This window comes from Curtobacterium flaccumfaciens UCD-AKU, assembly GCF_000349565.1.
GTDB lineage: Bacteria > Actinomycetota > Actinomycetes > Actinomycetales > Microbacteriaceae > Curtobacterium > Curtobacterium poinsettiae.
Map to the genome: position 1 here is coordinate 78,929 of NZ_KB714612.1, position 18,186 is coordinate 97,114.

Sequence of the window (18,186 nt, forward strand, 5' to 3'; positions counted from 1 at the left end):
GTCGCCGCCCCGCCGGACGGAGCCCGTCCGTACGGTCGGTTACGGTTGACCAGCACTCGCGAGCACTCGGCACCACCAGGAGGTCCCATCGTGACGATCGTCGCCGCCGCAGACGGCTCAGCCCTCGGTAACCCCGGCCCCGCCGGATGGGCCTGGTACGTCGACGACGACCGGTGGGCGGCCGGAGGCTGGCCCCGCGCGACGAACAACATCGGCGAGCTCACCGCCGTGCTGCAGCTGCTCCGTGCCACGAAGGACACCGGCGAGCCGCTGCACATCCTGTGCGACAGCCAGTACGCCATCAAGGCCTGCACCGAGTGGCTCGCCGGCTGGAAGCGCAAGGGCTGGCGGAAGGCCGACGGCAAGCCGGTCCTCAACGTCGAGATCATCAAGGAACTCGACGCGGAACTGCAGGGTCGCAAGGTCACGTTCGAGTGGGTCCGCGGCCACGTTGGTCACGAGATGAACGAAGCTGCCGACGTCCGTGCCCGTGGTGCTGCCACCGCGTTCCAGAACGGCACCGATGTGCCGCACGGTCCTGGCTGGCCCAACGTCGAGGTCCCCGAGCCGTCCGCGCTGCCCGACGCCACCCCGCCCGCGACCCTCTTCTGACGGCGGAGCGGCAAGCAGCGACTTCGGCGGAATCGAAACCGCCAGACGAACCTCCACTCGAACCGGAAGCAGATCTGATGCCCGACAGCACCGCCCCCTTCGACGGAGAGGCGGAACGGGCTCAGTCGCATGCCGTCCAGCGGATCATCGCTCGCGCATCGGCTCTAGGGGCAGACGAATTCCACCCGGCTGACGGGAAGACCGAGCTGGGCGGTCAGTAAGTCCTGTCCCCGCGGGTCAGTAGGTCCCGTCGCGCCGCTCCTGCTGCGTGATCTGCTCCCCCGACGCCGGGTCGACGCCCGAGCGCGTGGTGGTCGTGGTGCGGCGACCACCGAAGGCCACGGCGAGGCTGATGATGAGCAGCACGACACCGGCTGCCATCAGGATGTAGCCGATCAGGCGCAGGTCGACGCCGGCGAGCTGGATGTTCAGCGCGAAGGCGACGATCGCGCCGATGACGATCAGGGCGATGCTGGATCCGATGCGCATGACGCAGTCCTCTCGGGTGGGGGTGGTGCGGCAGACGGTACACGTCCGACAACCCCCGCGCGGATCAGTCGACGTCGACTTCGGCCCACCCGTCGAACCGACCGATCTCGGTGACCCGCACGACGGCCTCGCCGACCTCGTCCGAGGCGTCCAGGTCGATCGTCGCCGAGAACCCGAAGTCCTTGTCGCCCTCGGGGTCGGAGAAGATCTGCCGTGCCTTCCAGACCCGGGGTGATGCCGTGGCCCCGCTCTCGTCGAGCACCAGGTACTGCATCGAGCGCGCGTCGGCATCGGTGCCGATGCTGTCGTGCTCCTCGTAGTACTCCTCGAGCACGGTGTCCCACGCGGCCCGGTCGAAGCCCGCGGTCGCGTCGAGTTCCCCGAGCCCGTCGATGTCGTCGGCCGCGGCGAGCAGCACCCGCTGGAACAGGGCGTTGCGCACGAGCACCCGGAACGCCCGCGGGTTGCCGGTGAGTCGTGCGGGCTGCGGCGGCGCGATCTCCTCGTGTTCCTCGGAGGCCAGCAGGACGTCGCCGTTGAGCAGCGCCTCCCACTCGTCGACGAGCGAGGAGTCGGTCTGCCGCACGACCTCGCCGAGCCACTCGATCAGGTCGTCGAGCTCCTGGGTCCGCTGTTCCTCGGCGATGGTCTGCCGCATGGTCCGGTACGCGTCGGACAGGTAGCGGAGCACGAGGCCCTCGGAGCGGGTGAGCTGGTAGAAGCGCACGAAGTCGCCGAAGGTCATCGCGCGTTCGTACATGTCGCGGACGACGGCCTTCGGGGACAGCTGGAAGTCGAGCACCCAGGGCTGTTCGGCGGCGTAGGCCTCGTAGGCGGCGGTCAGTAGCTCGTCGAGCGGCTTCGGCCAGGTGACCTCCTCGAGCAGCTCCATCCGCTCCTCGTACTCGATCCCCTCCTGCTTCATCCGGGCGACGGCCTCGCCGCGCTCCTTGAACTGCTGCTGCGACAGGATCGCCCGCGGGTCGTCGAGCGTGGCCTCGACGACCGAGACCATGTCCAGTGCATAAGTGGGAGAAGAAGGGTCGAGCAACTCGAACGCGGCGAGCGCGAACGGGGACAGCGGCTGGTTGAGCGCGAAGTTCGGTGCGATGTCGACGGTCAGGCGGTAGGCGCCGTCGACCTTCTCGATCACCCGCGCGTTGATGAGGGTCCGGGCGATGACGAGTGCCCGCCGGGCCATGGCGAGCTGCCGGGAGCGCGGTTCGTGGTTGTCGTAGACCAGCGACCGGACGTCGGCGAAGGCGTCCCCGCCACGGGCGACGACGGACAGCACCATCGCGTGCGTGATCCGCATGCGCGAGGCCATCGGCTCGGGCTCGGCCGCGATCAGCCGTTCGAAGGACGCCTGCCCCCATGACACGAAGCCCTCGGGCGCCTTCTTCCGCTTGATCTTGTTCTTCTTCTTCGGGTCGTCGCCGGCCTTGGCGACGGCGCGGGCGTTCTCGATGTCGTGCTCGGGGGCCTCGGCGACGACGTCACCCTCGGTGTCGTACCCGGCGCGTCCGGCGCGGCCGGCGATCTGGTGGAACTCGCGTGCGGACAGCTGGCGCATCTTGGTGCCGTCGAACTTCGTCAGCCCGGTGAACAGCACGGAGCGGATCGGCACGTTGATCCCGACGCCCAGGGTGTCGGTGCCGCAGATGACGGGCAGCAGGCCGCGCTGGGCGAGCTGCTCGACGAGTCGTCGGTACTTCGGCAGCATGCCGGCGTGGTGCACGCCGATGCCCGCCCGGATCAGGCGCGACAGGGTCTGTCCGAACCCGGCGCTGAAGCGGAAGCCGGCGATGGCGTCGGCGATCTGGTCGCGGCGTTCGCGCGAGGCGACCTTCGCCGACATCAGCGACTGCGCCCGCTCGAGTGCGGCAGCCTGGGCGAAGTGCACGATGTAGATCGGCGCCTTGCCCTCCTCGAGCAGCCGCTCCACCGTCTCCTGCACGGGCGTCATCACGTACTGGTACTCGAGCGGCACGGGTCGCGAGACACCGGTCACGCGGGCGGTGGGCCGGCCGGTCCGGCGGGACAGGTCGTCGGCGATGGTGGTGACGTCGCCGAGGGTCGCCGACATGAGCAGGAACTGCGCACGCTCGAGCACGAGCAGCGGTACCTGCCACGCCCAGCCGCGGTCGGGGTCGCCGTAGAAGTGGAACTCGTCCATCACGACGACGTCGACGTCGGCGTCCGGTCCCTGCCGCAGTGCCAGGTTCGCCAGGATCTCGGCGGTGCAGCAGACGATGGGTGCGTCGGCGTTGACGCTCGAGTCGCCGGTGACCATGCCGACGTTCTGCGCACCGAACAGTTCGACGAGCTGGAAGAACTTCTCGGACACGAGCGCCTTGATCGGTGCCGTGTAGTAGCTCCGCTTGCCCTCGGCGAGCGCGGCGAAGTGCGCGCCGGCCGCGACGAGCGACTTCCCGGTGCCGGTCGGCGTGCTCAGCACGACGTTCGCGCCGGAGACGAGCTCGATGACCGCTTCGTCCTGCGCCGGGTACAGGGGCCGACCGCCCTCGGCGGCCCAGGCCGCGAAGGCCTCGTAGACCTCGTCGGGGTCGACGACGCCGTCCACCGCCGCCGGGATCGCGGCGACGAGCGGGGGCGGGGCGGTGACGTCGGTCATGCGCCCATCCTCCCAGGTGCGGCCATGACGGACTGGGCCCACGCCGCCGGTACCGGGGCGACGCGCCAGCGGCGGACCGGCCGTGCCGGTGGGGAGAGGCGCGGTGCCAGCTCGCCACGGGCCTCCCGTCCGCCCCGTCGCCGACTCAGGCGCATTTCGATACGTGCGCATAGACTCGCGCCATGCGCGAACTCGGCTTCCTCTCCTTCGTCCCGAACCACGGCGGCACCGACGGCGCCGCCGGCGCCCTGGAGGACGGCCTGCGCCTGTTCGAGACCGCCGAGTCCCTCGGCTACGGCACAGGTTGGGTGCGTGGACGGCACTTCGAGCCGTACCTGACGAGCCCGATGACCTTCTTCGCGGCCGCCGCGCAGCGCACCAGCACCATCGCGTTCGGCACCGCCGTGCTCGGCATGCGCTACGAGGACCCGGTGCGCCTGGCCGAGGATGCCAGCACGGTCGACCTGCTCAGCGGCGGCCGTGTGCAGCTCGGCATCAGCACGGGCATCGCCGGGTACGGGCCGATCCTCGACCCGGTGTTCGGCACCGTCGACCGCAGCTTCCGCGACGAGGCCGAGGCCCGCGCAGCACGGCTGCTCGAGGTCCTGCAGGGCGAACCCCTGGGCAGTGCCGGCAAGGGCTACGAGAGCATCCCCGCCGGGGCCGACCTGACCCTGCAGCCGCTCAGCCCGGGCCTGCGCGACCGCGTGTGGTGGGGTGGCGGCAGCATGGGCACGGCGGTGCGCACGGCCGAGAAGGGGCTGCTGCTGCACTGCTCGACCCTGAACACCGAGGACACGGGTGCGCCGTTCGCCGAGGCGCAGGCCGACCAGATCGCCGCCTACCGCGAGCGGTTCGCCGAGCTGCACCCGCACCGCGAGTCCAAGGTCGCCGTGGGCCGGATCGTGGTGCCGCTCCTCGACGACCACGACCGCGCCGTGCACCAGGAGTTCCTGACCGGGTACGCGTCCGGGATGGACGACGAGGGCCGACCACTGTCGGGCACGCCGCCGTTCCGCTTCAGCAAGGTCGTGTCCGGCGAACCGGCGGCCATCGTCGACGCCCTGCTCGCCGACCCGGCTGTCACCGCCACCGATGAGCTCGTCATCACCCTGCCGGCGAACGGCGACCGTGCGGCACACGAGCGGATCCTGCGCATCGTGGCCGAGGAGGTCGCTCCGGCGCTGCGGGCCTGAGGGCCAGCGACGCGGGCAGACGCCTGGAGCCTGATCGCCTGCGGCCCTGCCGCCACCGAGAGTCGAGGGCATCCGGCGGGGCTCTGATCGAGTTGGTGAAGCCCGAGAGCCCGGCCGGATGACCATCTCGTCCCTGATCCGCACGAGATGGTGCCCCCATCGTTCCACCTACCGACCGGTTTGTCACACCGATCTGCGTCCCTGGAGCAAAGAAGTTGACCAAGTGTCACTCGTTTTTGCGAACCGGCACGAAGTCCGGCAACCGGTTCACCGGTGCGCACCGAGTCCGGGACGATCCGCGGAACGAGGTTCCGGCACGGAGCACCGATGCGGCTCCGACCCGGAACGACGAATGCGCCCCCGCGCGGACGCGGGGACGCATTCTGGGACGCACCGGGGAAGCCAGGGCGACAACGGCCGGATCAGGAGGCCGAATCGCTCACCCAGCGACCCCGTAGTCGGTGCGTGCGCGGACGGTAACCAGCCGACTCGCGCACACCGATGTTACTGAACGGAGTCGGGAGCTGCGCGGAAACCGGACGACTTCGTCACTCCAGTTCGAGGGACGCGGTTCCGGCGTCGTCGACGACGGAGGCGCCGACGTGCAGCGTGAAGGTCCCCGACTCGTACTGCCACGAACCGTCCCAGTGGGCGAAGGCGCGTGCCGGGACCTCGATCGAGACCTCCGTCGACTCCCCGGCACCGAGCCGGACCGGGGCGAACCCGACCAGCCAGCGAACCGGGCGGTCGACCGCCGACTCCGCACGGGACGCGTAGACCTGCACGACGTGCTTGCCGGCGCGGTCGCCCGTGTTCGCGACGGTCGCCGTGACGATGACGGCGTCGCCCTCGCGCACGGTCGGCGTCGCGGAGACCCCGTCGATCGACCACGTGGTGTAGCCGAGGCCGTGCCCGAACGGGTACGCCGGCTCGGTGCCGGCCCGCAGCCAGGCCCGGTATCCGACGTGGACGCCCTCGTCGTACGCGACCTTGCCGTCCACCGGGGTGACGTCGAGCACGGGGACGTCGGCCATCGCGACCGGCCACGTGGTGGGCAGGCGTCCACCGGGCTCCTGCCGCCCCGTCAGCACGTCGGCCAGGGCGTTGCCGTACTCCTGCCCGCCGAACCAGGTCAGCAGCACCGCGGCGACGTCGTTCCGCCACGGCATCTCGACCGGCGAACCGGCGTTCACGACGACGACCGTGTTCGGGTTCACGGCGGCGACCGCGCCCACCAGGTCGTCCTGGTGACCGGGCAGCGCCAGCGAGGAGCGGTCGTAGCCCTCGGACTCGACCTTGGAGTTCGTCCCGACCACGACGACGGCGACGTCCGCACCACGAGCGGCCTCGACCGCTGCGTCGATCAGCACGGCGGGGTCGTCGTCGGACGGCTCGGTACCGAACTGGTACGCCAGCACCCCGCCGAGCGTCTCGTCCTGGATGACGTCGTACTCGATCCGGATCGCGACCTGCTGGCCGGTGGTCACCGACACGGGCACCGACCGCGCCGGCGGGTTCAGGAACGCGGCGCCGAGCTGGTCGCCCTCGTACGGCACGTCCTCGTCGAGCAGCAGCTCGCCGTCGATCCACATGCGTGACCGTCCGGCCGCGCCGATGCCGAACCGCACGGTCCCCGTCGACTCGGCGGTGTAGGTGGTGGTGATGTCGAGCCGGTCGGCTTCGCGCGTCGGCGCGTCACCGCCGAACCAGAACAGTGCCGTCGCGCGGCGGTCCTCGACGAACAGCTCCTCGCCGTCCTTGACGAAGGCGACCCGCGCTCCGGGCTCACCGGTGCCGGGGTTCGTGATGGTGGACAGCGGGAACTCCGCGATGCCCTCCTGCACGACGGCGCCGATCGCGTAGTCCACGCTCGCGCCGGGGAACGCCGAACGGATGCCGTCCAGCGGCGACACGACCTGCGACGGCACGACCGTGGCCGAGCCACCGCCCTGCGTGCGGGCCTGGTCGGCGTTGTGGCCGATCACCGCGATGCGCGACACGGCGGGGGCGTCGAGCGGCAGGACACCGGTGTTGCGGACCAGGACGGTGCCCTCGGCCTCGGCCTCGCGGACGAACGCGATGCCGTCCTCGACGTGCACGGGCGACGCGGCCACGGGTTCGAAGCCCTCGAGCGCGCCGACGCGGGCGGCCAGGGTCAGGATCCGGCGGACCTTGCGGTCGATCGCTGCCATCGGCACCTCGCCGGACTGCACGGCGGCGAGCAGCGGCCCCTCGCTCCACCACGGGTTCGGTCCGGGCATCGCGACGTCCTGCGACGCCTTCGCGGAGTCCACGGAACGCACTCCGGTCCAGTCGGACACGACGATGCCGTCGAAGCCCCACTCCGAGTTGAGCGGGGTCTCGAGCAGGTCGTTCTCCGATGCCGTCACGCCGTTGATCGCGTTGTACGACGACATGACCGCCCAGGCGTGCGCCTCGGTCACGGCCTTCTCGAACGCCAGCAGGTACAGCTCACGCAGCGCGCGGTCGGACACCTCGGTCGACGCGGTGAAGCGGTCGGTCTCGTAGTCGTTCGCGATGTAGTGCTTCGGGGTCGCGGCGACACCGTTCTCCTGCACACCGTCGACGTACGACGCGGCCAGGTCGCCCGTGAGCACGGGGTCCTCGCTGAACGCCTCGAAGTGCCGGCCACCCAGCGGGGACCGGTGCAGGTTGATGGTCGGGCCGAGCACGACGTCGACGCCCTTGCGACGGGCCTCGACGGCAGCGGCGGCGCCGTAGCGCTTCGCGATCGCGCGGTCCCACGAGGCGCTCAGCGCGGTCGCCGACGGCAGGTTCAGGGACGGGTCACGCTCGTCCCACACCTCGCCGCGCACGCCGGACGGCCCGTCCGACATCAGGATCCGGCGCAGCCCGATCTTCTCGACGGGCCAGGTGGTCCAGAAGTCACGTCCGGTGAGCAGCTGCACCTTCTCGTCGGTGGTCAACTGGCCGAGGAGCGCATCGATGCGCTCGGGCAGCGGCGTCGACGGACTGGAGGCGGTGCTCGCGTCGTTCACGGTGGTCACGGTGGTCGGTCCTCTCGTTCAGGGCCGCGGGGCGCCGCCTGGACGGCCGGGGCCTCGTCGCCCACACCCACCATCCACCGGGTTCGCCGCCCGCGCTGGCAGCTCCTGCACCGTACCACCCAAAACCGACCGCTGGTTGGTTTTCTGGGGTCTCCCGTGGGCGGTACAGTCTGGCCATGGCACGACGGGGTTCGTACGCAAAGGGCATCGCGAAGCGCGAGGAGATCCTCACGGTCGCGCTGGACCTCGTGGCGTCGCAGGGCTTCCGGCGGACGAGCATCAAGGACATCGCCGACGCCGTGGGCCTGACCCAGGCCGGCCTGCTGCACTACTTCGACTCGAAGGACGAACTCTGGGTGGAGATCCTCCGCCGCCGCGACGAGCTCGACCTGGCACACGACTGGCAGGCCGCGGACCCGGCAGCCCTGCTCGCCGCGATCGTGCGGCACAACGCCGAGGTCCCGGGGCTGGTGCAGATGTTCGTCAACCTGTCCGCCGCGGCCGCCACCGACGCCGAGCACCCGGCGCACGAGTACTTCCGCGAGCGCTACGAACGCAGCCGCCGCGTACTGTCCGCCGACTTCCGCACCATGCAGCAGGACGGACGGCTGCGGTCCGACATCGACCCCGACGAGCTCACGAGCGTGCTGCTCGCGGTGTCCGACGGCATGCAGATCCAGTGGCTCTTCGACCCCACACGCGACATGGCCGAGCACGTCGAGCTCGTCGCCCGTCTGGCGATCGCCCAGGTCGCCCCCACCGCCTGACAGACCCCCGCCCCGGCAGTGGGGTACGGACAGGGCCTGGTCGTGTCAGGGCAGGCGGGGCAGGATGGTCGGTGCCCGCCAGGGTGTGTTCCGACGACGATGTGGAGTGACGCGATGACGCGTGTAGTGGTGACCGGTGGCAGCGGCAAGCTCGGACGAGCGGTGGTGCGCGACCTCGATGCGCACGGGTACGACGTGGTCCTGCTCGACCGTGTCCCCTCGCCGGACAAGCCCGAGCGTGTCCCGTTCGTGCGGATCGACCTGACCGACCACGGCCAGGTCCTGAACGCCCTGCTCGGCATCGACGACCGGTACGACCACGTCGACGCCGTCGTGCACCTCGCGGCGGTGCCGGCCCCGGGACAGGTGCCCGACGTGGCCCTGATCACCAACAACGTGACCTCGTCCATCAACGTCTTCCACGCTGCCCGTGCCGCGAAGATCAAGAACGTCGTGTGGGCGTCGAGCGAGACCCTGCTCGGCATCCCGATGGGCGAACACCTGCCGCCCTACCTGCCGGTCGACGAGGAGTTCGCCGTCCGCCCGCAGTCGTCGTACTCGCTCGGGAAGGCGGTGGAAGAGGAGATGGCCCGCCACTTCACGCGCTGGGACCCGGAGCTGAAGATGATCGGGCTGCGCTTCTCGAACGTGATGGACGAGACCGACTACCCGGCGTTCCCGTGGGACGCCACCCCCGAGGCGAAGACGTTCAACCTGTGGTCGTACATCGACTCGCGCGACGGGGCCCAGGCCGTCCGCCGTGCGCTCGAGGCGGACCTCACCGGGTTCGAGGCGTTCGTCATCGCGAGCCCCGACACGGTGATGGACACCCCGACGATCGAACTCGTCGAGCGTTTCGTGCCGGACATCGAGCGCCGTGCGGACATCGACGGCGTCAGCTCGCTGCTGTCGTCGGAGAAGGCCCGCGAACTCCTCGGCTACACGCCCGAGCACAGCTGGCGCGACCACCGCGCCTGATCGTCAGGCGGCGGGGACGAGCAGCCCGTCGAGCACCAGGTCGCGCGCCGCCGGCAGCAGGTCGGCGGCGAGGGCCTGCTCGTCCACGCCGGTGATCTGCGCGAGTGCGCCGATGATCGCCGCGACGGACAGGTCACCGTCGCACGCGCCCACGAACGCCGCGAGTGCGGTGTCCGCGTCCACCCGGCGCCCGAGCCCGCCGCCCTGCACCAGCGTCATCACGGTGGGGTCGTCGTTGCCCGGCCAGTAGTACCGCTCCTCGGTGACGTCACCGGTCACCGCCAGGTGGGCGGCAGCGAGCGCGGCGTCGTCGTGGGCGGCGAGCCAGGCGGCCGCGTCGAGGACGCGGGCGACCGTCGCCCCCAGACCCGCGGGGTTGGAGCCGAGCGTCTCGGGGACGCGCTCGAACCGGCGGAGGCCGGACGGGCCTCCCGGCAGGGGTCGACGCACCACGACGTAACCGAAGCCGACGCCGGTGACGCGGCGATCCGCGAAGTCGTCGAGCCACGCGCCCATCAGGGTGTCGAACCCGTCCGTGCCGGGCTTGGTGCCGCCGTCGCGGATCCAGGTCTCGGCGTAGGACGTCGGGTCCTGCCGTTCGCGCTCGATCACCCACACGTCGAGGCCGGTGTCGGCGAACCAGGCGCGCACGCGGTCCAGGCCGTCGACGCCCCAGTGGTACTCCCAGTTGCCGAGGAGCTGTGCGGTGCCACCGGGCTCCAGGTGGTCCCCGAGGCCCCGGAGCACCGTCTCGACCAGGGCGTCACCGACCATGCCGCCGTCGCGGTACTCGTAGGACGGGACGCCTTCGCGACGAGGCGTGATGACGAAGGGCGGGTTCGAGACGATCCGGTCGAAGCGCTCCCCCGCGACCGGCTCGAACAGTGAACCGAACCGGAAGTCGATGCCGTCGATGCCGTTCAACTGCGCGTTGAAGCGGGCGATGTCGAGGGCACGGCGCGAGATGTCGGTGGCGACCACGTGGTCAGCGAACCGCCGCGCGTGCATGGCCTGGATCCCGCAGCCGGTGCCCAGGTCGAGCACCCGCTCGACCGGCACGGGCACCTGCAGGCCGCTCAGCGTCGTGGTGGCGCCGCCGATGCCGAGGACGTGTTCCTCGCTGATCTCGTGTCCGAGGGCGAGCTCGCCCAGGTCGGAGACGATCCACCAGCTGCCGGCGCCGAGGTCGTCGACGAAGGCGTAGGGGCGCAGGTCGACGGTGGGGTGGACGAGCGGGGCGCCGCCGTCGCCTTCGCCGTCGCCTTCGCCTTCGCCTTCGCTGCGCAGCAGACCCGATGCGATGACGGCGTCGAGCCCGGCGGTCGGGAACGCCGCGGCTGCCTCAGCGCGCGCCACCGGCAGCCCGAGCACGAACAGCGTCGCCAGGGTGCTGAGCGGCGTGGTCTCGCGGGCGGCGAGCGCACGGAGCGCAGCGACCCGCGAACCGCGGTGCAGCGATGCGGCGGCCTCGGCGCCCCACAGGGAGTCGAGCCGGTCGACGGTGAAGCCGGCGGCCGTCAGGTCCGCGGCGAGCGCCGTGGCGACGGCGGGGTCTGCGACGATCGACGGCAGCGTGTGCACGGTCGGGCTCGGGGCGGCGTCGGGCTCGCCGCTCACGAGGCGAGCCCCTCGCGGAGCAGGGCCGATGGGACCTGCCAGTCGAGCACCAGGTCGAGGAGCCCGGGGAACCGCTGCTGCACGTCCGCCACCCGGACACGGCTGACGCGGGTCAGGCCCTCCAGGTGCTGCTCGAGCAACCCGGCCTCGCGCAGGACCCGGAAGTGGTGGGTCAGCGTGGACTTCGGCCGGTCGATGCCGACCCACCCACAGCTGCGCTCGCCGCCGGCCGCGTCGACCAGGTAGCGGTGCAGGATCGCGAGCCGGATCGGGTCGCTCAGGGCGTCCATGACGACGGGGAGGTCCATCTCGGCCACGGACGGCTGCGGCAACCGTTCGGGAGCATCGACGTGCGCGGGCATGGACGGGACGCTACCACCGTTCGGCTTGCTGTACGACTTGCGTCGTACTGTTCGAGTGCGGTACGAATGCAGTCGTACTGCACGGAGATGGAAAGGGGTGCGCATGCACCAGTCAGCTCGTTCGGTCGCCGGGTTCTGGATCCTGGCGGCGATGCTCCTGGTCTCGGTCGCCTCGTCGGCCGTCCCGTCGCCGATCTACCCGGTCTACGCCGCCGAGTGGCACCTCACGCCGCTCATGCTCACCGGGGTCTTCGCCATCTACGTCGCCGGCCTGCTGGCGAGCCTGCTCATCGCGGGGCGCTTGTCCGACCACGTCGGCCGGAAGCCCGTGCTCGTCGTCGGCGGGCTGGGCGTCGCACTGTCGCTCGGCCTGTTCGCGGCGGCGGACGGGGTCGTCGCGCTCATCGTGGACCGGATCGTGCAGGGCGTCTCGGTCGGACTGCTCATCGGTGCACTCGGCGCGGCCCTCATCGACAACTCCCTCGAACGCCACCCGACCATGGCGGGTGTGTTGAACGGTGTCATCCCGCCGATCGCCCTGGCCACCGGCGCGCTGTCGAGCGGCGCCCTGGTGCAGTGGGGTCCGGCGCCGGAGCAGCTCGTCTACCTGCTGTTCGGCGCGCTCCTCGTGCTGCTCGTCCTCGCGCTGTCCGTCGTCCCCGAGCAGGTGGAGCGTCGCCCAGGAGCACTCCGCTCCCTGCGCCCGACGATCAGCGTGCCGCGGTCATCGCGTCGGTTGTTCCGCGGCGTCGCCGGATCGCTCGTGGCCAGTTGGGCGCTGGGCGGCATGTTCCTGTCGCTCGTCCCCTCGGCACTCGGCGCGGTGTTCGGCATCACGAACCACTTCGCCGCCGGTGCGCTCATCGCGGTCGTCACCGGTGTCGGCGCCCTGACCGGCCTGGCGATCCAGCGGATGGACACCCGACGTGCGGTCCTGCTCGGGCTCGTGGCGCTCGTGCTCGGCCCGATCATCACCGTGTCGTTCGTGTTCGCGCACTCCCTGCCGGGCATGGTCGTCGGCAGCGCCGTCGCCGGTGTCGGCTTCGGCGCCGGGTTCCAGGCACCGCTGCGGATGCTGCTCGCCACCGCTGCACCGACCCACCGCGCCGGACTGCTCTCCACGATCTACGTCGTCAGTTACCTGGCGTTCGGGGTGCCCTCGGTCATCGGAGGCCTGCTCGAGCCGTCGGTCGGCCTCGTCCCGGTCATCGCCGGGTACGGCGGCTTCATCGTGCTCGCCGCGGTCGTCGCTCTCGTGCTGCAGCCGTCGTCGAAGGACGCCGCCGAGGTCGAGGAGCGCGCTGCCGAGGTCATCGAGCGCACCGCCACCGGTTCGGTCCGGGTCGCGGCCGAGTAGGCGCGCCCCGCACGGTGCGGCGCTGCCCATTCGGTGCGAGGTTGATCGCTCGGTGCGAGCCTGCAGCGCCGCACGGAGGCGTCAACCTCGCACGCGGTGAACAGCACCGCACGGTGCCGACCGCGACGGCCCGACTAGTGGCCCGGGTGTGCCGAGTTCGCCCCGCGAGCGCGCGCACGGACCCCGACGGTCCGCGCCGCTCCGGTGTGCGCAGCATCGACGTCGGCCTTGCCCCGGTCGGCCGCATCGCGCAGACGCTTCGGCCCGTGCCGCTTGGCCCAGTCCCAGAAGCGGTGCAGCTGCGCCTTGAGCCACGTGATGATCTTGTGGAAGAAGTGGAACTCGCTCGCCAGCACGGTGAGACCGATGAACACCACGAGCCACCCCGGGCCCGGCAGCGGCACCAGGATCAGCCCGATGATGACGACCAGCCCGCCCACCAGACCGACCAGCACCTTGTAGAACAGGTGCACGTGCGGCCGCTCGTGGATCCAGGCGCGCAGGCGGTGGAACCACTGGAAGCGCTGTCGGGCCGCACCATCGGCCCGGGCGTCGCCGGGTCGGTCGTTCGGGTCGCCGTCCATGCCGAAAACGTAGGGCGCGCGGCTGGGAATCAGCGGCGCACGCGGTGGACGCGGGGTGCGCAGGCCGGGAGGCGCGGGGCGGGGTTGCGCCGCGCCTCCAGTCCGTCACGCGGCAGCGTCCGCCCACCCCTCAGGCGTGCGCGACGCACGTCGCCGCCCACGGGACGGCGGCCAGCCGGGCCTTCGGGATCGGCTCGCCGCCGACCGTGCAGCGGCCGTAGGTGCCCTCGTCGATCCGTGCGAGCGCGGCGTCCACCTGGCGGATCCGCAGCTGCGCACCGTCGCGGACCGCACCGAGCGAGCCACGTTCCCACGCCAGGGTCGCACCCTCGGGGTCGTGCTCGTCGTCGGAGTTGGCATCCTGCCGGGCGTCACTGACGTCACGCATGCTCCGCTCGACCTCGGTCAGCAGCCGTTCGTTGCGGGCGCGTTCGGCTTCGAGTGCGGGGCGGGGGTCCTCCATCCCGGACACGGTAGTCGCGGCGGAATGACCCCGCCCCCGGATGCGTTCGCATGGACATGACGAAGATCGGGTTCCTGTCGTTCGGACACTGGCGTGACGTGCCGGGGTCGAAGGTGCGCAGCGGGCGAGAGGCCCTGGTGCAGGCGATCGACCTCGCCGTCGCAGCAGAGGAAGCAGGCGTCGATGGCGCTTACTTCCGCGTCCACCACTTCGCGCCGCAGCAGGCCGCACCGTTCCCGCTGCTCGCCGCCATCGCCGCAAAGACGAGCCGGATCGAGATCGGGACCGGCGTCATCGACATGCGCTACGAGAACCCGCTCTACATGGCGGAAGAGGCCGCGGCCACCGACCTGATCTCCGGCGGGCGACTGCAGCTCGGCGTCTCGCGGGGATCACCCGAGACCGCCCTCGCCGGCTACCAGCAGTTCGGCTACGTGCCCGACGCCTCCGATGAGAACGGTGGCGACATGGCCCGAGCGCACACGAGCGTGTTCCGCCGTGCGATCGCCGGCGAGCCGATGGCCAACACCAACCCGCAGATGACCGGATCGGTCGGGTCCCTGCCGATCTTCCCGTTGTCCGACTCGCTCGGCGACCGCATCTGGTGGGGTGCCGGCACCCGCGCCACCGCGGAGTGGACGGCCGAGCAGGGCATGAACCTGATGTCCTCGACCCTGCTGACCGAGGACACCGGTGTGCCGTTCGACCAGCTGCAGGCCGAGCAGATCGAGCGCTTCCGCCGGGTGTGGGCGGAGTCGGGCTGGGAGCGGACCCCACGGGTGTCGGTCTCGCGCAGCATCATCCCGATCATCGACGACGAGTCGCGCCACTACTTCGGCGTGCGCGCGCAGGTCGAGGGGCAGGACCAGGTCGGGCACCTCGACGGCGGGCTCGCCCGGTTCGGCCGCTCCTACATCGGTGAGCCCGAGCAGCTCGTCGCGGAGCTCGCGGCCGACCAGGCCGTCCGCGCTGCCGACACCGTGCTCGTCACCGTGCCGAACCAGCTCGGTGTGGAGTTCAACGCGCGGCTGCTCGCGGCCGTGAAGGACGTCTTCACCGAGGTCGACGCGGAGCCGGTCCCCGCCTGACCCCGTATCGGGATCCGGTTCAGCCGTTCGGGATCGGCCTCAGCGGTTCGGCCACAGCAGCCGGAACCGCTCGCACACGACGGGCATGCCCGGCGCGAACCCGCGCGGGTGCTCGGAGTGTGCACGCCAGAACGCCTCGTGCACGGCCCGCCAGTGCTCGAGCGTGCGGTCGCCTTCACCCTCGGCCCAGGCGTGGTCAGCATCGACTTGATCGAACGGGACCACCTGGACCAGCGTCGTCTCGATGACCGCGCGGGGCGCATCGGAGCCGTCGGTCACGATGCTCAACTCGTCCACTGCGGGCAGCGGGTCACCGGTCGCCTCGTAGTCCCAGAGCGACGACGCCGTGCCGACCTTGACCCCGTCGAGCACGAGCTGCAGGAGCGCGTCCGCCTGCTCCGGGGTCGCACCGAACGACCAGGCTTCCGGCATGTCCACCGGAAGGTCCGGTCGCTCGAGGCGTCGTGCGGTCCAGAAGTCGTCGAGGGTCGAGGGCACGCCCCGACCGTAGTGCACCGGGAGACGGCACTTCGTGAGCAGGAGATGTCGAGTGCTATGCCGCGACCCGACCATTGCTGCTCACGAAGCACGCCCGTCTCCCCCCATCGTGCTGCTCACGAAGCGCGCCCGTCGCGCCCATCCGGCAGCGCCTGCCGCCGCGCCCTCGGGTGCGCCGTCTGGTACACGTCCCGCAGCATGTCGGCCGTGACCATCGTGTAGATCTGCGTCGTGGCGACGCTCGCGTGCCCGAGCAGCTCCTGCACCACGCGGACGTCAGCACCGCCCTCGAGCAGGTGCGTCGCGAACGAGTGCCGGAAGGTGTGCGGTGACACGTGCGCCTCCAGGTCGGCGGCGGCAGCAGCGGCCTGGATCACGAGCCAGGCGCTCTGTCGCGACAACCGCGCACCACGGGCGCCGAGGAACAGCGCCGGCGTCGACGCTCCCCGTGCCGCGAACACCGGCCGTGCCCGCACCAGGTAAGCGTCGATCGCGGCCCGCGCGAAGCTGCCGAGCGGGACGATCCGCTGCTTGTTGCCCTTGCCGGTGACCTTCACGACGGCGAGCCCGTCCGCACCGGGGCCCGGGCCCGGGCCCGGAGCGTCGGCAGCGGCGTCCGACAGCGTGGTGACGTCGTCGACCGACAGCCCCACCGCCTCGGAGATCCGCGCACCGGTGGCGTAGAGCAGCTCGAGCAGGGCCTTGTCCCGCAGCTGGACGGGGTCGTCCGCGTCGACGGAGACCGCCCCGAGCAGCCGTTCCATGTCCTCGACGGGGATCGCCTTCGGCAGCCGCATGGGAGCCTTCGGCGGTCGGACGGCGGTGCCGGGGTCGAGCGGCAGCCAGCCCTCTCCCGCGGCGAAGGCGGTGAACGAACGGACCGAACTGAGCATGCGCGCGATCGACCGCGGCGCCAACGGTCCCGATGGTCGCGTGGCGAGGTGCTCGACGAACCCCGAGACGTCCGCCCGCGCCAGGCGAGCGACGTCCTGCAGCACCGAGGAGCCTCCGGCCCGGTCAGCGCCGTCCGACTCGACGACCGGTGCGACGCCGAGCCACTCGGCGAACACGGCGAGGTCCCGCCGGTACGCCGACAGCGTGTGCTGCGAGAGTCCCCGCTCGATCGCGACGTGCCGCAGGTACGTCTCCACGGCACGATCGAGGGGCATCACCTCAGCAGGCTAACCGGCGAACGGCCACCTGCCCGTCAGTGCAGCGCTTCGTCCGGCGCGCCCACCCGGAAGCCGGTGAACGTCACGGTCAAGCCAGCCCGCGTCGGCCCGGCGCACAGCAGCCCCGCGGACACGACGGCCTCCGGGTCCAGGTACGCGACCCGGACGAGCCGGGGCTCGTCGCCCTCGGCCCACGCCCGGATCGTCACGGCGTCACCGTCGCGGCTCGCGCGGACGGTCACCACCCGGCCCACCCACTCCGGCACGGGCGACACGGACCAGTCCGAGAACCCACGCGTGACCACGGCGCCGAGCTGAGGAGCACCGTCCGAGAACTCGACACCGGCCTTGATCCACGTCCGCTCGTCGACGCGCAGGAACACCCCGGCCTGGTCGAACTGCTCGGTGTAGTCGAGCACGAACGACGCCTCGACCGAGAACGGGCCGTCGGTCGGCTGCAGCAGCGCGTGCTCCGAGTCGTGCACGAACCCGTACGAGGTGGTCCGCCAGGCATCGCTGCCCTCGACGGCGGTGACACGGAACACGTCGCCGTCGAGCACGGAGGCCTGCGGCTCGTGCGTCCAGGCACCGGCGCCGACCAGGTCACGCAGACCGTCGACCGCTGCCCCGCTCACTTGCTGCGCTGTTCGATGGCCTCGACCGCGAGCGTCGCGACGACGAGGGCCGAGTTGTTGAGCCGACCGCCCAGGATCCCGTCGAGCAGCTCCGCCCGTGGCACCCAGCGCGTCACGATGTCGGCCTCTTCCGCCTCGCGCTCGAACGCGGACCCGGTCGACCGCACGCCGCGCGCCCGGTAGACCTGGATGAACTCGTCGCTGCCGCCGGACGACGTGTTGTAGCGGATCAGCGGCTCCCACGTGTCGGCTTCGAGGTCGGCCTCTTCGCCCAGCTCGCGCTTCGCGGCGGTCAGGTGGTCCTCGCCCGCCATGTCGAGCAGGCCGGCGGGCAGCTCCCAGTCACGCATCCGCACCGGGTGCCGGTACTGCTGGATGACCAGGACGCGGCCCTCGTCGTCCTCGGCGTACACCGCGACCGCGCCGGTGTGGTCGATGTACTCGCGGACCATCGCGTCACCGTTGTACGCGACGGTGTCGCGACGCACGTCCCAGACGGCGCCCTCGTAGACGACGGTGGATTCGGTGACCTCGAAGGAGGCGGACTCGTCGGCGATCGGTGCGTCTGTCACGGCTCCATCCAAGCACGCGCGCGCCGGACGCCCCGTCGGAACCAGGTTCCGGACACAGCACCGCGTCATTCCGTGGTTCCGTGTCCGGAATCAGGTGCCGTGGACGCGCCCCCAGACGGACGGGAGGCGCGG

General features: G+C 71.3%; 17 protein-coding genes. 6 read left to right on the forward strand and 11 right to left on the reverse strand.

Features of this window, described 5'->3' with window-relative positions; genetic code table 11:
- Nucleotides 1–90 precede the first annotated feature (90 nt).
- A complete protein-coding gene (locus tag H489_RS27185) occupies nt 91–612 on the forward strand; it encodes a ribonuclease H family protein (RefSeq protein WP_017886904.1) in 522 nt (173 codons plus the stop codon).
- A gap of 237 nt (nt 613–849) precedes the next feature.
- Here the strand turns inward: H489_RS27185 and H489_RS27190 are convergent, their stop codons facing one another.
- A complete protein-coding gene (locus H489_RS27190) occupies nt 850–1,101 on the reverse strand; it encodes a DUF6458 family protein (RefSeq protein ID WP_017886906.1) in 252 nt (83 codons plus the stop codon).
- 64 nt (nt 1,102–1,165) lie between these two features.
- Complete coding sequence (locus H489_RS27195) at nt 1,166–3,736, reverse strand: DEAD/DEAH box helicase (protein WP_017886907.1); 2,571 nt, start codon at nt 3,734–3,736, stop codon at nt 1,166–1,168.
- 182 nt (nt 3,737–3,918) lie between these two features.
- Between H489_RS27195 and H489_RS27200 the strand changes: the two genes are divergently transcribed.
- On the forward strand, nt 3,919–4,932 hold the full coding sequence (locus H489_RS27200; protein WP_017886908.1) for an LLM class flavin-dependent oxidoreductase: 1,014 nt from the start codon (nt 3,919–3,921) through the stop codon (nt 4,930–4,932).
- Between the two features lie 548 nt (nt 4,933–5,480).
- Here the strand turns inward: H489_RS27200 and H489_RS27205 are convergent.
- Entirely contained in the window at nt 5,481–7,961 is a 2,481-nt protein-coding gene (locus H489_RS27205) for a glycoside hydrolase family 3 protein (RefSeq protein WP_017886909.1), read from the reverse strand.
- A gap of 176 nt (nt 7,962–8,137) precedes the next feature.
- Here H489_RS27205 and H489_RS27210 point away from each other — a divergent pair, with 176 nt between their 5' ends.
- Nucleotides 8,138–8,728, forward strand: coding sequence for a TetR/AcrR family transcriptional regulator (locus H489_RS27210; protein ID WP_017886910.1), 591 nt, complete (start codon nt 8,138–8,140; stop codon nt 8,726–8,728).
- 114 nt (nt 8,729–8,842) lie between these two features.
- On the forward strand, nt 8,843–9,706 hold the full coding sequence (locus H489_RS27215) for an NAD-dependent epimerase/dehydratase family protein (RefSeq protein WP_031259567.1): 864 nt from the start codon (nt 8,843–8,845) through the stop codon (nt 9,704–9,706).
- Nucleotides 9,707–9,709: 3 nt separating this feature from the next.
- Here the strand turns inward: H489_RS27215 and H489_RS27220 are convergent, their stop codons facing one another.
- Complete coding sequence (locus tag H489_RS27220; RefSeq protein ID WP_017886912.1) at nt 9,710–11,323, reverse strand: methyltransferase; 1,614 nt, start codon at nt 11,321–11,323, stop codon at nt 9,710–9,712.
- Nucleotides 11,320–11,685: an ArsR/SmtB family transcription factor gene (locus H489_RS27225; RefSeq protein ID WP_017886913.1), complete on the reverse strand. Its 366-nt coding sequence runs from the start codon at nt 11,683–11,685 to the stop codon at nt 11,320–11,322. Before H489_RS27225 ends, H489_RS27220 begins: the two co-directional genes overlap by 4 nt.
- Before the next feature lie 103 nt (nt 11,686–11,788).
- On the opposite strand from H489_RS27225, the gene H489_RS27230 reads away from it, so the two are divergent.
- Nucleotides 11,789–13,042, forward strand: a complete 1,254-nt coding sequence (locus H489_RS27230; RefSeq protein ID WP_017886914.1) for an MFS transporter — start codon at nt 11,789–11,791, stop codon at nt 13,040–13,042.
- A gap of 134 nt (nt 13,043–13,176) precedes the next feature.
- Here H489_RS27230 and H489_RS37340 read toward each other — a convergent pair whose 3' ends face one another.
- Nucleotides 13,177–13,626, reverse strand: coding sequence for a TIGR02611 family protein (locus H489_RS37340; RefSeq protein WP_017886915.1), 450 nt, complete (start codon nt 13,624–13,626; stop codon nt 13,177–13,179).
- A 130-nt stretch (nt 13,627–13,756) separates the two neighbouring features.
- Nucleotides 13,757–14,089, reverse strand: coding sequence for a TraR/DksA family transcriptional regulator (locus H489_RS27240; protein WP_017886916.1), 333 nt, complete (start codon nt 14,087–14,089; stop codon nt 13,757–13,759).
- A gap of 50 nt (nt 14,090–14,139) precedes the next feature.
- Between H489_RS27240 and H489_RS27245 the strand changes: the two genes are divergently transcribed.
- Nucleotides 14,140–15,177, forward strand: coding sequence for an LLM class flavin-dependent oxidoreductase (locus H489_RS27245; protein WP_017886917.1), 1,038 nt, complete (start codon nt 14,140–14,142; stop codon nt 15,175–15,177).
- A 39-nt stretch (nt 15,178–15,216) separates the two neighbouring features.
- Here the strand turns inward: H489_RS27245 and H489_RS27250 are convergent, their stop codons facing one another.
- The 4 genes from H489_RS27250 to H489_RS27265 form a co-directional block, all read right to left on the reverse strand.
- Nucleotides 15,217–15,675 carry an ASCH domain-containing protein gene (locus H489_RS27250; RefSeq protein ID WP_413813393.1) on the reverse strand — a complete coding sequence of 153 codons (459 nt, stop codon included), beginning with the start codon at nt 15,673–15,675 and terminating at the stop codon, nt 15,217–15,219.
- Between the two features lie 116 nt (nt 15,676–15,791).
- Entirely contained in the window at nt 15,792–16,844 is a 1,053-nt protein-coding gene (locus H489_RS27255; RefSeq protein ID WP_031259572.1) for a site-specific tyrosine recombinase XerD, read from the reverse strand.
- Nucleotides 16,845–16,882: 38 nt separating this feature from the next.
- Nucleotides 16,883–17,482, reverse strand: coding sequence for a DUF1349 domain-containing protein (locus H489_RS27260; RefSeq protein WP_017886920.1), 600 nt, complete (start codon nt 17,480–17,482; stop codon nt 16,883–16,885).
- A complete protein-coding gene (locus H489_RS27265) occupies nt 17,479–18,054 on the reverse strand; it encodes an NUDIX domain-containing protein (RefSeq protein ID WP_017886921.1) in 576 nt (191 codons plus the stop codon). The genes H489_RS27260 and H489_RS27265 overlap by 4 nt, the downstream gene beginning before the upstream one ends.
- Nucleotides 18,055–18,186 lie beyond the last annotated feature (132 nt).